Consider the following 15,109-nt stretch of genomic DNA (forward strand, 5'->3'; position numbering starts at 1 on the left):
CTCTTTCCGGTCACCCTACTCAGTAATTCTACGGACGACGGGCCTTAACCGGAAACAGTTTAAATACAACAAAATGGAAATAGGCATAGATAGCTTCGCGTCAGCCATGTACGGTAGCGACGCACTCGAAAGCGTGGACGCGATGGAGCAATTACTGGACAGGATCTCTCTGGCAGACCAATCGGGATTGGACGTTTTTGGCATTGGGGAACATCACAAAAAAGAGTTTCTTGATTCCGCTCCTGCTGTCATCCTGTCCGCCGCTGCGGCCAGAACCAAAAATATCCGCCTGACCAGCGCCGTTACCGTTTTGAGCACCTCTGATCCCGTCCGGGTTTACCAGAATTTTGCCACATTGGACCTAATATCCAAAGGCCGGGCCGAACTGGTAGTTGGCCGCGGATCCGCCATTGATGCCTATCCCCTGTTTGGATTTAATCTCAACGATTACGATGCGCTGTTTAAAGAAAAACTGGATCTTCTGCTGAAAATTCGGGAAAATGAGTTTGTTACATGGTCAGGGAAATTCAGGCCGGCTTTAAATAATCAACCCGTTTATCCAAGATCTCTTCAGGAAAAATTGCCTGTCTGGCTGGGCGTCGGTGGCACGCCCGAATCATTTGCCAGAGCAGGACAATTAGGGTTGCCTTTAATGGTCGCGATCATTGGAGGCGAAACAGAACGCTTTCGTCCGTTGGTCGACCTGTATCGCGAAGAAGGGCGCAAAGCAGGTTTTACTCCTGATCAGCTAAAAGTTGGATTGCATTCACCCGGCTATGTTGCCGCCACGGACGAGCAGGCCATTGATGAATATTACCCGGGTTATGCCGAGCTCTGGACCAAACTGGGCAGGGAACGCGGCTGGCCACCAGTAACCAGAAGACAATTCGATGCCTTGATCGCTCCACGGGGTGTGCTGGTCGTTGGCGGGCCGGAAAAAGTGGCCGGGAAACTTTTGAGGCATAGCGCGGCATTAGGGGGAATTGACCGGTTTACATTTCAAATGGATAATGCCGGACTTACGCATCATCAGCTAATGCGTTCAATTGAATTGATCGGCACAAAGGTCATTCCGCTCGTAGCAAAAGCTGCTATGGAAAGTAATGGTGGATAGCAGCGCATACCAGTGCCTTAATTGATCCGGATCCGTCCAGGCCTCACCTGAATTGGCTAATTTGCACCTTATGACCTGGCAACTTCCTGCCCGGGCACGAATGACAATAACCCAATCATAAACCCTTACAAAAATGACGAAACTTATTTCAATGCTTTTTTGGGCTATTCTGTCGGTCGCCACCACGGAATGTATCGCACAAGCTTCATCAACAAACCAAAGTATATCCGGCAAGGAGGAAATTATCACAGGTGCAGACCAGACTGAAAAATATTTGCCATTTCTGAAAGGGAAACGCATTGGACTGGTGGCAAACCAGAGTTCCATCATCGGCACGAAGAGCAGTGTAGACAGCTTGTTAAGCCTTGGCATTAACATCGTTAAAGTATTTGGACCTGAACATGGTTTCCGGGGCAACGCCAGTAATGGAGCCGTGGTAAACAATGAGACAGACGCCAAAACCGGCATTCCAATTATCTCCCTATACGGTAAAAACCAGAAACCGACGAAAGAACAACTGGCGGATATCGACCTGCTCGTATTTGATATCCAGGATGTGGGCTGCCGCTACTATACCAATATCAACACCCTTGAATATGTCATGGAGGCCTGCGGGGAAAATGATAAAGAACTGCTCATTCTTGACAGGCCCAATCCAAACGGATATGTCGTAGACGGACCGGTCATGACGGATGATCGATTCAAATCTGCCATAGGGATCCATTATACGCCCATGACACACGGCATGACGATCGGGGAATTTGCCCAATACCTTAACGGGGAAGGATATCTGCCAAAACAATGCAAAATACAGATCGTCAAGGTCGCTCATTATGATCATGATATGCCCTATGTATTGCCCATCCATCCCTCACCTAATTTGAATACCCAGCAAGCCGTTATGCTTTTTCCCAGCTTATGCATGTTTGAAGGAACAGCCATCAATGAAGGCAGGGGAACCTATATGCCCTTTACCATTCTGGGGGCGCCTGCATTGAAAGGCAAGTATTCATTTTCTTACAAACCGGTCGGTATTCCCGGAATGAGTGAGCGGCCCAATCACAAAGACTCCGTTTGCTACGGGCTCGACCTTCGGGAATACGATATTGCCGGTCTTCGCAAGAGCCGCCAGATCAATTTGGCGTGGCTGATCGAGTTGTACAATGCGTATCCGGATAAAGCCCATTTCTTCACCCCCGGAAGGGCTAACCAGGACATATCCGCCTTTGACCTGCGAATAGGCACTGATCAACTAAGAAAACAAATCATAGCAGGCCTATCGGAGGCGGACATCAGAAAAAGCTGGGAGCCTGGATTGCAGAAGTTTAAGGCGATCAGAGAAAAGTATCTTCTATATCCCTGAGGGAGGAACCTGTCGCAACGCAGGCCCCGTACGAACCAAAGCCAAGCCGAACCTACAAAATACCACGTATGAACAAATTTTTGCTACTTCTATTTCTTGCCGCCATTCCCGGTTTTGCTCAAAAAGTAAAGCGAATCGCCAACACCTCCCCGCAGGCCTATTACCCTGACAAAGAATGGCAGAAAAAAGAGCCGTCCGAAATGGGTTTTGACCCAGTTTTGCTCAAATCAGCGATCGATTTCGCGATCGCTAATGAAACCACTGCGCCAAAGGATTTGAAATTAAACCATTACCGGACATTCGGAAGAGAACCTTTTGGCGACGCAGTCGGGCCTCTGAAGGAACGTGGCGGGCAGTCCGGGATTATTATCAAAAATGGCTACGTCATCGCCGAATGGGGTGACCCCTACCACATAGATATTGTGAACAGTGTGAGTAAGAGCCTTTTATCGAGCGTGGTGGGACTAGCCTACGACCGCGGACTGATCCCCGATATTGACGATCAGGTTTACAAATATGTGCCGCCGGTTACGCTTTACAATCCAGTGCCCTCTGCTAACAAAGCCGATGATTTTGGTAAAAAGTCGGACTTCTTCGAACCATTCAATACGCCTCACAACAAAACGATCACGTGGCGACAAATGCTGCAACAAAACAGCGACTGGGAAGGCACATTATGGGGAAAACCCGACTGGGCCGACCGCCCCGACAAGGATTACAAAGTGTGGCTCACCAAGCGGAACACGCCCGGAACAGTTTACGAATACAACGATACCCGCGTAAACGCGCTGGCACTCGCAACCCTCAACGTTTGGCGAAAACCTTTGCCCGAAGTCCTGAAAGAGCACATTATGGATCCGATCGGTGCCTCGAACACCTGGCGGTGGTATGGTTACGAAAACTCCTGGATCGTACTCGACGGAAAAGCGGTGCAATCCGTTTCAGGTGGCGGACATTGGGGCGGCGGAATGTATCTGCACGCCTACGATATGGCGCGTTTCGGCTATCTGACCTTGCGTAATGGAAAATGGAAGGACCGCCAGCTGGTTTCGGAGCAATGGAACAAATGGGCACAGACCCCCTCGACACCGGAGCCAACTTATGGCTTTATGAACTGGTTTTTAAATACAGGAAAGAAACTATACCCCAGCGCACCGGAAAAAGCATTTGCCCACATCGGAAACGGTACCAACGTGATTTACGTCGATCCTGAAAATGATATTGTCGCTGTGGTAAGATGGATAGAAGATAGTCAGATCGACGGATTTTTGAAACTACTCCTAGCCGCCAAAGCGACACCTAACAGTAAATAACAAAAACCCGCCGAACATGCTACGGTAACACAGGAGTGATTAAATAATATTCATCAATCTGGTTCCAGGAATAGCTGTAAGTGATTCCTTCCACTACCTGGACAAAATCGCCGGTTTCGCTGTCCGTAAAGCCAACGCGCCAGTTGGTTGTATTTTTAATCCTGAATTTCAATGTCGAGCTTGGCGGCGGGAGATCTTTTTTTACTAATATTTTGATTTTCATATCCTAAGGTAAGCTTATTTAACCTATGGTTTGTTTTAATTTTCTAATCCGCAATTTCTGACTATGAACCGGAGAGAATTTCTCGCAGTGTCTGCCGCAACCTCTTTGGGAGTTGGATTTCCGGCAACCGGCAGTCAACAATATCCCAGGATCCCGATTATCGACACCCATATTCACCTGTTCGATACCAGTCGCCCACAGGGTGTTCCCTGGCCTGAAAAAAGCGATAAAGTTCTCTACAAACCGGCGCTTCCGGCTCGCTACAAGGGTATTGCCGCGCCGCTTGGAATTACGGGCGCCATTGTGGTAGAAGCCAGTCCATGGCTCGAAGACAACCAATGGGTATTGGATACGGCCGGGAAGGACAACATCATCGTCGGGGTAATCGGTAACCTTGAACCAGGGAAGCCACTTTTTGGCAAGCAAATAGAGCGTTTCGCGAAAAACCCGCTCTTCCGGGGCATTCGAAACGGAAATCTTTGGGGGAGTGACATCTCGGGCCAGACCCAGAACCCGGCATTGATCGCTGATCTGAAATTAATGGCGCAAGCCGACATGGTACTTGACACCGCAAACCCCAACCCCGCCCTGCTCGCGGCTATCATCAGGCTCACTGACCAGGTACCGGATTTGAAGCTCGTGATAGATCATCTGCCGCAAATGACCGTTCCGGAAGACAAGGCGATCAGGCGTGCATATGAAGCGCATCTGCGTGAAATCGGCCAGCGGCCGCAGGTATATGTGAAGATTTCCGAGGTGCTTCGCAAAGTCAACGGGCAAATCCCGACCGCACTGGACTTTTACCGCCCACGCCTGGATGAACTCTACGGCATTTTTGGCGAAGACAGGCTGTTATACGGCAGCGACTGGCCCAACAGCGATCAATGGCTACCGTTCAACCAGGGACTAACACTCGTGCGTCAATACTTTATGGAAAAAGGGCATACCGCGGCAGAAAAATATTTCTGGAAAAATTCCGTGGCCGCCTATCGATGGCAAAAGCGCGACGCGAGTCAACCGTCTGTGCAATAATCCTTAGCTTCGCCGCCTGTCCATCCCCGGAATGTACCGGCAAGCGCGTGCGGCAAAAGCCATCCAAAGCATGATCTCATTCCCCAATTGGCGTCCCGCCTTTTTGCAAATTGGATCGCACCAGAGCAAGGAAATGTCGATAGTTTTGTTTCAAACAGACTCATCAAATGAAAGCAGAACATAGCTACGCCCTTACAGTTCGCTGGACGGGTAACACCGGCAGCGGCACTTCCTCCTACCGTTCATACGAGCGGTCCCATAGCATACATATTGAGGGAAAGCCCGACATAGAGGGCTCGTCGGACCCGTCATTTCGTGGTGATAAAACCAGGCATAATCCTGAGGAAATGCTGTTATCCGCGCTGTCGACCTGCCACATGCTCTCCTACCTGCACTTATGCGCAGTGAATGGAGTGGTGGTAAATCATTACATTGATCAGGCCACTGCGACGATGGCTGAGACGCCCAATGGCGGAGGACATTTCACCGGCGCGATCTTGCACCCCGTGGTAACCGTGGCCGATGCCTCGATGATCGAAAAAGCCAATGAGCTGCACAAAAAAGCCAGCGAACTTTGCTTTATTGCAAGCTCGGTCAATTTCCCGGTTCGCCACGAGCCAGTCGCAATGGTAGGGGAAAACTTTGGAAGCCCCCCTCCCGGCATCTAGTTCGGTATCCTGCACAAGTATCCTCCGCACATGGGCCAGCGCCGATGGAACCCGCCGAATCGAGCCGGCGGATTACCCAATCGTATTTCGGTATTTAGCTATTGCACACTTTTGGGCAGCTCCACTTTTTCAACCGGGCCGGGTCTCTCCGCAGGCTTGTCACTTGCTAAGGGCACAGCCGATTTACTTTGTGCAGACAAATCGGTTTGAGGTTTCGTCCCGGCTATTTTCTTTTCGGATACCATGCCTGGTAATGCATTATTCGTAATGTGCTTACCGGAATTTTCCAAATTTACGGGTCCTGCTGTTGTTTCTTTTTTTACAGACGCCACTTTCCCGTATACAAATCCGGGAACTGTGCCGTTTTTTAACTGGCTCGAAATACTTTCATTGGTTTTAAAAGCGGATTGGGCTTTCGCTATTGTACCTGTTAAAACTATGGCAAAAATGATCAGATAAGGTTTCATAATTTGGAGTAGATTAAGGTTTTATTTAATGTTTACAAACACATTGATTTTACCAATCTGGTCACCATCAAAATTTTGTAAAGCCTTACCTATAATTTGTCCGGGTTTTACCTTGTCAGGATCGGCTTTCATAGCTACGCCGGGTATGCTTGAAGTAACGAGTAAATCTCCCCGCAGAATGGCACCACCCTCTTTGCATACCTTGGTCGGGATTACGCCCACCACACCCATGGGTACTTTTCCCGTCAGATTGCTGTCGATATTCTCTTCGGTAAGCAACACACCGGGTTTGGTTGCATACACGCCCAATACCAGGGAAGAATAGGCTCCATTGCTTTTTTCCACGGTCCGGTCCTTTGTAGTTGCAATGCTTAAAATATCTCCCGGCTCATATTCCGACACTTCCTCTATCACGTCAAAAGCTTCTGCAAGGTCGGCGCCGCTGTTCTGCGTACCGCCATTAAAAAAACCCTTTCCATCCGCATCGATACGCGCTACATTCACAGTAGCAGGGTCTCCGCTTTTAAACAACGCAATATTGCCGGCGCTGTGTGTTTCAGCAGTGAGCACCGGGTTTGTATTGGCAGTATTAAAATTTGCGAACTGGGCTGCTTTGCCATTACTGATACTGGGCGTCCAGGCAGAAATCGCAATGCCGGTCCCGTTCGCGGTAGCCTCTACTCCATTTCCTTCGATGCCTGCACTTGCGGTTATACCATTACCATGACCGTCTGCAATCGCTACCAGGGCCGTGCCATTGCCAGCAGGGTTCGACGCATGGAACATGCCCGCAAAACCCCCGGTACCCGAGGAAATCCCAAACAATCCCGCTGCACTGAAATTGCCGAGCGCAGTTGTCACCTCTCCTCTCACGGCTGCTGCCACGCTGTTGGCATTGTCCACCAGGAAAGAAGCAGCATTACCTAGTGTATTATCAGAAATATTTCCGTTACCGTTCGTTTCTACCTCCAGTGCATTGGCTTCCGTATTAGTGGCGTTATAATTCTGAAAACGGCCGGCCCGACCGGTACTGCTGCCTAGCCCTACCTGTCCAAAAACGCCGATGCCTTTGCCGCTGGTGTTGGTTGATACAAATCCCCTTACCCCATATCCTGCTCCATCATTACGGCCGACGACTGCGCCCGCAATGTCACTGGTAGTGAGGCCCACAACGGCTTCCCCCCCACCAGTGTTGTTGCCTAATATACCCGCTGAACTCTGGCTACTGGTGATGCCGTTTACAGCTAAACCTGCATTCGTAACACTCCTCACACCTGTGCCATTACCAGTAGTACTTACATTGATAACAGTACCTTGCCCTACCGTGCTGACATTTAATGCGTTGTTACCATTAGAATTGTTTTGAATGGAAACATTTGCCGCTACACCATTAGTACTGGTCGCATTCAGACCAGTGCCGGTGTTGCTGTTGGCATATACGCCAAAACCGTTTGCAGATGCATTCCCATACACGCCTAAGCCGTTAGGAGTGGAGCCATACACGCCCCAACCCGAACCTCCTTGCGAGCCCCAGACGCCAACACCAAGCCCCCCGGTACCGTTATTAATGCCGCGTACGGCCGCAGCGAAGCCCCCCGGAGTCGTGGAGGAAATAATGCCCCTTATAGCGCTAATGCTTGAAGTAGTGCTGTTGTTTACGCCTTCCAGAGAAGTGCCATCGCCCTGATTGGTTATCGAAAATAAAGTGCCTGCATTATTCTCATTGCCTGTGTAGGGCAATGACAACGTCGCATTGTTGATCTGTGTCCAGCCGGTGCCGGTTTTGTAGTACCAAAAACCTTTCGTGTCTGTATCATATACGAGCAGACCATCGGCAGGGGTTGCAATAGCGATGCGCTGGGCCGATGTCATACGGGATACAAGTACCCCCCTCGTTTCCGACGTCACGTCCAATTGTGCGCTCGCGTCCGGCGTCAAAGTACCGACACCTACCTGTGCATTTACGGTAGTGATAAAGAGCCCCGGGAACATGAGTCCGAAGGCTGTTTTCAGAAGTAATTTTTTCATCAAAATCAGAGTAGTTTTAATTGAGAACAAGTACGTGTTTCACCTGCCTGTCGGTAATAAAACGAGTGAATCCAATACGGTTACAGAGCTAAGTAATTTTACAAGAAAGATGGTCACCGTAAATGTACTTCGCACGTGACTCGCAGATGTAATAATTAGTACTCATTTGTTGTCGAATTTACTTGACAGTCTATAACTCTGCTCACCGTCAGCTTCCAGGCCATCAAAGCGGCATGGCTGAACCCTGTGAAGTCAATAAAAGTAACATTGACAAAAAATGTCACCACCTGCCACGGTTAGTAATGCATGAGGTGTCCATGGATGCAATTGGTATATAGCAAGTTAAATCTGCATTATTCCAATTGAGTTACATTCATTCACAAAACACGATGGTCATGAAACGATTCCTTTACCTTGCCACTTCGCTGCTCGTCACTTTGGCCGCCCGGGCAGAGAACGGCGCAGTGCCGCCGACCAGGTCTGCACCTCCCGTTGAAAATCAAATTGTAAGATGCGTCGAGGCCGAACATGCAACTGGAACCGGCCCGGTTACCAGCGACCCGAATGCGTCGAACGGTGGTACGAGAGGCGACGAAAACTACGCCGAACATTATGTGGACTACACCGTAAATGCCATACAGGTGGCCGGGCCGCACCAGCTAACGCTCCAATACTATGCAAGCGGCTCCCCGATCGTCAATATCATCGTGAACGGACAGGTGGTTATCTCTTCCATGACCCTTCCTTCCACGCATTCGTGGAACATCGTTCACCGCGAAGAAAGCTTCACCGTGCCCCTCAATCCCGGCGGCAATTCGATCCGCGTGCAATGCCTGCCCGGCGCCAGTCTGCGGCAGGACAAGATATGCGTCACAGGCCCGGCCGCCGAAACGCCGCCTTGCGATTTCAGCATAGCTGCATCGGCTGACCAGCCGGTTTACGCGCCCGGCAAAAACATGTATCTGAGCTCAAACTGTCAAGGCACAGCCTGCAATACAGTGACTTACAACTGGTCCGGAAATGGCGTAACAAGCTCCTGGGGCAGCCTTAATGTAACCTCCCCTACCCAGGGCGGCACGTATAGTTATATTGTCACTGCCTCCAAAGAAGGCTGCATAACGCAGACGGACACCGTAGTGGTGCAGGTGGACGAATCGCAGCCTGGCTGCGATTTCCAGATCACTGCGAGCCCTTCCACCACCACGCCCGGCTGCTCATCGCCTGTCTCCCTCTCGGCAGGCTGCACAGGTGGCGATTGCGACGCGCTCACCTACAATTGGACCGGTCCGGGTGTATCACAAACCGGCCAGACCGTTGCCATAACCACCCCTTCGGGTACAGGGTCCTATACTTATGTGTTAACGGCTACCGGGCCAGGCTGTACACCCAAAAGCACCTCTATCACTCTGAATATCAACAACTGCAACCCACCTTCCGGCGGTGATTTCAGTGCCTGCCTCGAAGCGGAAAACGCGAACGGGAACGGTGCCGTTACCAGTGACCCGAATGCGTCCAACGGCAGTACCAGGGGCCAGGAAGCCGATTACGACCATTATGTAGCCTACGCGGTGAATGGCGTGCCTGCCTCGGGAAATTATCTCGTCAAACTGCGCTATTATGCCGCCGGCGCTGCACAGGCAGTCATTTCTGTTAACGGAAATGTCGTTGTCCCTTCCGCCAGCTTCCCGTCCAGCAATTCGTGGAACATTGTTTGGCGTGAGGAAACTTTTACGGTGATGCTTAATGAAGGGAACAACGTGCTCCGCATCCAGGGATTACCGGGGAACAGCATTCGTCAGGACAAGATTTGCGTAACCGGCTCCGGAAGCGGCCAGCCAGCTTGTGCATTCAACATCGCGCCCTCATCCAATGCACCCGTGTACGACCGGAGCAAGCCGATGACATTGAAAGCCAATTGCACCGGCGCGGATTGCGCGGGCGTCACGTACACGTGGAGCGGAAACGGCGCCAATGCTTCCGGAGAAACAGTCGAGATCACCTCACCGGCCACTACCGGGCAGTACACCTACTATGTTACCGCCTCCAAACCAGGGTGCCCGGACAAAACCGGTTTCGTGACAGTCATTGTGGATTGGGGTGTCGCACCCTGCCGGTACCTGTTTTTTGTGAATCCACAGTCGACCAACATTACCTGCTCGAAACCCGTTATCCTCTATGCCCAATGCCTGGAATACGATTGCGACAATGTGACCTTCACCTGGAATGGTCCGGGCCTCAACCAGCAGCAAGGCCAGGCCGTGAACCTGACAACCCCCGCCGCGACCGGTTCCTACGTGTATACAGTCACGGGCTCCAAACCCGGGTGTGAAACCAAAACAGCCGAATACACTTTAAACATCACCGAATGCAACCCGCCGGTGGGCGAGAATTTCGAGGTGTGCCTCGAAGCGGAAACGCAGGACGGCTCCGCGCCGGTGACCAACGATCCGAATGCTTCCAACGGCGGTACGCGTGGTGAGGAAAACTACTACGGGCATTATGTGAATTACGCGGTGAATAACGTCCCGGCCGACGGCATGTACCAGCTCACATTACGCTATTCCGCCAGCACCAGCCCGAAAGTGACACTCCGCGGCAACGACGGCTACATGTATTACAATATCACGATCCCCGCGACCAACAGTTGGAATGTTGTTTTCCGTGAGGAAGTTTTTAATATACCGCTCAGGGCCGGCAACAATATCGTAAAAATTGAAGGTGCACCGGGCCCGGCGTTGAGACAGGACAGGATTTGCATTCAGAGCATGCCTCAAAACAATGCAAGAATGGCCGTGCCGGAGAGCGCCTACAAGTTCTCCGAACACCTGGAAAAGCTGAATATCTTCCCTAACCCTTCGCCGGGCGAGTTCAATGCGAGTTTCAATATGGCGGATGAAAACGGCAGGATTACGGTTACGGATGCGAGTGGCAAGGTCTGGTACAATGAGACCGTGAAGGGAAAGGGTGTGCATCACGAAAAGATCAAACTCCCTAATGCCCCTGCGGGCATGTACATCATGCAGCTCAAATCCGGCAAAAAAGCGGATTCCAAAAAGATGCTGCTCATGCGGTAATTGTGGATATTCCGCCGGAAAGCCAATGACGTCTCGCTTCTAAAAAAACTTTTAGTAAAAAAATGGATAGCTCTCTGGCCCGGCATTTTGTAAAACCGGGCCGGAACTATCCTGAATTCGGTTTTCAATCAATACCCGGCTGACGTACTTTTGCCTGCTGCTCATCGGAGCGTCGGCTTGTCGCACACCAGATGCAGCTGCCAATTTTCGATAAACCGACAAAGACACTGGATTAACCGATGGGTTTCGGGAACGAATTGGCGAAATGTACCTGCCCCATCAACTTTTGTCCATTCTCTCCCCTATTTCAGCCTGCCAATTTTGCATTCAGTTCAAAGGACGCGGCGCGGTGCCGCTTCTCTCACTTTAACTCAATGCATAATGAAAAGACAACAAAACCGCACATTAGGCGCATTTGAAAAAACGTTTTGGCTGCTGGATCAGATTGATTCAAAAGACTTCTGCCTGGCCGCCGACATCTCAGGAACACAACCCGTTGAAAAATGGCGGAAAGCCATTGACATGGCACAACAACGCCATCCGAACCTTTCGGTAAAGGTGGCGCTGGACGAGTTGGGAAGACCAACCTTGCAGCATGCAGACAACCTGCACATTCCGCTCCGTGTGGAGCATGCAGAGCAGCATTATCGTTGGGAACAGGAAGTTGAAAAGGAGCTTTCCATCAGGTTCAATACAGCCGAAGGCCCATTGCTACGGGTTGTTTTGGTTCAAAAAACAGACCGCACCGTCCTGATCCTGGCTGCAAACCATACCGTGGCCGATGGCACATCATTAAGCTATTTGACTCGTGATATATTGCTTGCCGTTAACGGAAATGAACTAGCATTCATGGAACCGCAGGCGTCTAATGACGAAACCCTGGGCCTTCCGGAAGACTTGCCTGCGCAGGTTGTTGAGAAGATGCTCGAACTGAAAATGAAGACGGATGTCGTTAACCCATTGGTTTCGTCGCACCGCTTTTCTGAAAGTACAACCCATAACCTTCTCGAACGCGCAAGAGCGGAAAATACAAGCGTTCATGGCGCCATTTGTGCGGCCGTGCTAATCGCTTCAAGAAAACTGCGTCCGGAATGGGACGGGACCAGAATGGAGCTGGTTTCGCCTGTTTGCACCAGGGCAGCGCTTGATCTGGACGATAACTTTGGGCTGAACATTACCACTCAATCCGTGTTCTTTGAAAACCAGCGGCATTTATCCTTCTGGGATCTGGCGAGGCTGGCGAAGGCCGGGCTCGGCGGGACCGGTTCTGCTGAATATACGACAGGCTATTTGTCGTTTTTCCGGGACCTGGTTTTCGGTCACAATGATATGCAGCAAATGCTGGATGCGTTAAAACAGGCATTCAATCACCACATTATGGTGACTAACCTGGTGCGGGTGAGATATAAAACTGAATTCGGGCCGTTGAAGCTCGAAGCCTTGTATGGTCCGATGGTTCGGTCGGGAAAGGGAATGGAGCAGACGATCGGCGCATTGACAACCAATGGTTCGTTGGGCCTTACCAATACAAGCGATACGCCGATTCCTGGTCTGCTTCTGGAAATGGAGCGAATTTTGGAAAAGGCTTGTCAGGAAGATGTGGTTACGAAGTCAGTATGTTCTTTTCGATAAGCTCCCGCAAGCGCTGTTCATTCTGGTCGCCCCACTGCCCGATGGCTCCGATAACCGGAATGAGTGATTTTCCGAAATCGGTAAGGTAATACTCGACTTTGGGAGGGACGACCGGGTAAATGATTTTCCCGACCAGCTCGTGGTTTTCAAGCTCTTTCAATTGCACATTCAACACCCGGCGGGAAGCATCCGGAATTTTCCGTTGCAGCTCGCTTGGGCGTTGGAAGCCCTGGTGAATGAACCACAAAAGCCTCATTTTCCATTTGCCGTATAGCACTTCACCGATCAGGTCGAGCCCGCAATTCAGGTTGGGCATTGTCTTTCTTTCGTACATGCTGCAAATATAAACATATGCCTTTGGCGGTTCAATAGGGATAAATTTATCCCTATCTGAATCGTAAATCCGTACTTGTCAGCAGGAAGCATTGTGCTGAAATTTGTCCTAAACAAAACCAGCAAGGACATGGATTTCAATTTCGAAAACGAACTAAAAGACAAAATTGCGCTCGTAACCGGGGGATCAAAAGGCGCCGGAAAAGCCATTGCAGACCGCCTTTCAAAAGCGGGTGCAACGGTGATCATCACAGCCAGAAACAAGCCTGAGGAAGATAACGGTATTCATTTTATATCGGCCGATTTAAGCAAACCCGAAGGCACCCGACAAGTAGTGGAAGAAGTTCAGAAACGATTCGGTCGCCTGGATATCCTGATCAATAACCTGGGCGGCTCGGAAACGCCGGGCGGCGGCTTTACGGTGCTTACCGACGAACATTGGGAAGAATCCTTTCAAACCAATCTGCTGGCGCCCGTGCGACTGGACCGCGGCTTCCTGCCCGGGATGATCGAGCAGCGCGGCGGTGTGATCATTCACATTGCGTCCACTCAGGCGAAGTTGCCTTTGTACGATTCCACATTGCCTTATGCGGCAGCCAAGGCGGCTCTGGTCAATTACAGTAAAAGCTTATCGAACGAAGTCACCCCGAAAGGCGTGCGCGTGCTCACCGTTTCGCCGGGCTGGATCATGACGACGGCATCCGTCCGAATGATGGAACGCATTGCCGAAAGCTCAGGCGGCACAATGGAAGAAGCTGAAAAAAGCGTCATGGATGCATTGGGTGGCATTCCGTTTGGCAGGGCAGCCTGGCCGGAGGAGGTCGCCGAGTTGGTCGGTTTCCTGGTTTCGCCGAGAGCAGGCTATCTCACCGGGACCGAATACATCATCGACGGCGGCACGATCCGTACGATTTAAGCTAGCATTCAGCAGATTTTTTATTATAGCAAAATCAAATTTCCTATCAACTCAAATTTCAAATCATCATGCAACTTCCTGAAAACATAGAAGGCTTAGTTAAAGCACAAAACGAAGCAAATAGCACCACATTTGCCAATTACTTCACAGAACACGCAACAGTGTTCGACGAAGGCACATCCTACACAGGTAAAAGTGAAATTAAACAATGGATCGAGGAAGCGACAGAAAAATACAAGATGCAGACGAAAATCATTGACTTCACGCAAACCGGCGAAAAAGGAACGCTCACCGTGGAAGCAAGCGGCACGTTTCCGGGCAGCCCGGCGGTGATGCATTACCATCTTAATATGGAAAATGCACTAATTAGTTCGCTGAAAATTACCGGTTAATGGTCTCAAATGCACTCATTTGCAGAATACAACGTCTGCGAAATAGACACGGCGACCTTTAAATAATTGCTTACAGCTTTAAAGTGCCAGCACGCCGCATAAGCGCAGCAATGCCCGTTTCCCCTTACCGAAGGATAATCCACTAAATTATTTGCCCGGCTTACTTCTATTTTGGACCGGACAAAATGATTTCTAAAGATGGAGAAGCAGATTGAAATATATGAAAGTGCCGATGGTGAAACTCAGATAGAGGTGAAGTTTGGCGAAGAAACCGTGTGGTTGAGCCAAAAGAACATGTCCGATCTGTTTGAAAAAGACACCGATACGATTGGCCTTCATTTGAAGAACATCTATGCAGAGGAAGATTGGATCCGAAGTCAACAACCGAGGATTTCTCGGTTGTTGCATGACCATGAAAAAGAGTGAGAAAAAAGGAGAGGTCACCGCAAACTTTAACGAATGAAACTACATCGGTCAGGTCTCGGGACTTGCACCCGTATGCCTCTCCAGGGCCATTTTGGTCTGACATTTGAAAATAGTTTCATAAGAATTTA

General features: G+C 50.3%; 14 protein-coding genes. 10 read left to right on the top strand and 4 right to left on the bottom strand.

The window, feature by feature from the left end:
• The first annotated feature begins 73 nt into the window (after window positions 1-73).
• The 3 genes from BMW93_RS21170 (at window position 74) to BMW93_RS21180 (ending at window position 3,790) form a co-directional block, all read left to right on the top strand.
• Window positions 74-1,114 carry an LLM class flavin-dependent oxidoreductase gene (locus BMW93_RS21170; RefSeq protein WP_090381009.1) on the top strand — a complete coding sequence of 347 codons (1,041 nt, stop codon included), beginning with the start codon at window positions 74-76 and terminating at the stop codon, window positions 1,112-1,114.
• A 133-nt stretch (window positions 1,115-1,247) separates the two neighbouring features.
• Window positions 1,248-2,477 carry an exo-beta-N-acetylmuramidase NamZ domain-containing protein gene (locus BMW93_RS21175; RefSeq protein ID WP_090381011.1) on the top strand — a complete coding sequence of 410 codons (1,230 nt, stop codon included), beginning with the start codon at window positions 1,248-1,250 and terminating at the stop codon, window positions 2,475-2,477.
• Between the two features lie 68 nt (window positions 2,478-2,545).
• Window positions 2,546-3,790 (top strand): serine hydrolase, encoded by a 1,245-nt coding sequence (locus tag BMW93_RS21180; protein WP_090381013.1) that lies wholly within the window; start codon window positions 2,546-2,548, stop codon window positions 3,788-3,790.
• Between the two features lie 19 nt (window positions 3,791-3,809).
• Here BMW93_RS21180 and BMW93_RS21185 read toward each other — a convergent pair whose 3' ends face one another.
• Window positions 3,810-4,013 carry a hypothetical protein gene (locus tag BMW93_RS21185; RefSeq protein ID WP_090381015.1) on the bottom strand — a complete coding sequence of 68 codons (204 nt, stop codon included), beginning with the start codon at window positions 4,011-4,013 and terminating at the stop codon, window positions 3,810-3,812.
• 63 nt (window positions 4,014-4,076) lie between these two features.
• Between BMW93_RS21185 and BMW93_RS21190 the strand changes: the two genes are divergently transcribed.
• Both BMW93_RS21190 and BMW93_RS21195 read left to right on the top strand, forming a co-directional pair.
• Window positions 4,077-5,045, top strand: coding sequence for an amidohydrolase (locus tag BMW93_RS21190; RefSeq protein ID WP_090381018.1), 969 nt, complete (start codon window positions 4,077-4,079; stop codon window positions 5,043-5,045).
• Window positions 5,046-5,212: 167 nt separating this feature from the next.
• The gene (locus BMW93_RS21195) at window positions 5,213-5,713 is read left to right on the top strand and encodes an OsmC family protein (RefSeq protein WP_090381020.1); all 501 of its coding nucleotides are present in this window, start codon (window positions 5,213-5,215) and stop codon (window positions 5,711-5,713) included.
• Between the two features lie 98 nt (window positions 5,714-5,811).
• Here the strand turns inward: BMW93_RS21195 and BMW93_RS21200 are convergent, their stop codons facing one another.
• Both BMW93_RS21200 and BMW93_RS21205 read right to left on the bottom strand, forming a co-directional pair.
• Window positions 5,812-6,180 (bottom strand): hypothetical protein, encoded by a 369-nt coding sequence (locus BMW93_RS21200; RefSeq protein WP_090381022.1) that lies wholly within the window; start codon window positions 6,178-6,180, stop codon window positions 5,812-5,814.
• Between the two features lie 21 nt (window positions 6,181-6,201).
• Window positions 6,202-8,208: a hypothetical protein gene (locus tag BMW93_RS21205; protein ID WP_177194157.1), complete on the bottom strand. Its 2,007-nt coding sequence runs from the start codon at window positions 8,206-8,208 to the stop codon at window positions 6,202-6,204.
• 395 nt (window positions 8,209-8,603) lie between these two features.
• Here BMW93_RS21205 and BMW93_RS21210 point away from each other — a divergent pair, with 395 nt between their 5' ends.
• Window positions 8,604-11,282 (top strand): T9SS type A sorting domain-containing protein, encoded by a 2,679-nt coding sequence (locus BMW93_RS21210; RefSeq protein ID WP_177194158.1) that lies wholly within the window; start codon window positions 8,604-8,606, stop codon window positions 11,280-11,282.
• Window positions 11,283-11,663: 381 nt separating this feature from the next.
• A complete protein-coding gene (locus tag BMW93_RS21215) occupies window positions 11,664-12,914 on the top strand; it encodes a phthiocerol/phthiodiolone dimycocerosyl transferase family protein (protein ID WP_090381027.1) in 1,251 nt (416 codons plus the stop codon).
• On the opposite strand, the gene BMW93_RS21220 is transcribed toward BMW93_RS21215, so the two are convergent.
• Window positions 12,886-13,248: a helix-turn-helix domain-containing protein gene (locus BMW93_RS21220; protein ID WP_090381030.1), complete on the bottom strand. Its 363-nt coding sequence runs from the start codon at window positions 13,246-13,248 to the stop codon at window positions 12,886-12,888. The two genes, BMW93_RS21215 and BMW93_RS21220, sit on opposite strands and share 29 nt — an antisense overlap.
• A gap of 129 nt (window positions 13,249-13,377) precedes the next feature.
• On the opposite strand from BMW93_RS21220, the gene BMW93_RS21225 reads away from it, so the two are divergent.
• From BMW93_RS21225 to BMW93_RS21235, 3 genes are all read left to right on the top strand, one after another.
• Window positions 13,378-14,163, top strand: a complete 786-nt coding sequence (locus tag BMW93_RS21225) for an SDR family oxidoreductase (RefSeq protein ID WP_090381482.1) — start codon at window positions 13,378-13,380, stop codon at window positions 14,161-14,163.
• A 68-nt stretch (window positions 14,164-14,231) separates the two neighbouring features.
• The gene (locus BMW93_RS21230) at window positions 14,232-14,555 is read left to right on the top strand and encodes a nuclear transport factor 2 family protein (RefSeq protein WP_090381032.1); all 324 of its coding nucleotides are present in this window, start codon (window positions 14,232-14,234) and stop codon (window positions 14,553-14,555) included.
• Between the two features lie 198 nt (window positions 14,556-14,753).
• Complete coding sequence (locus BMW93_RS21235) at window positions 14,754-14,981, top strand: hypothetical protein (protein ID WP_229240654.1); 228 nt, start codon at window positions 14,754-14,756, stop codon at window positions 14,979-14,981.
• Window positions 14,982-15,109 lie beyond the last annotated feature (128 nt).

Source organism: Dyadobacter sp. SG02 (genome assembly GCF_900109045.1).
GTDB lineage: Bacteria > Bacteroidota > Bacteroidia > Cytophagales > Spirosomataceae > Dyadobacter.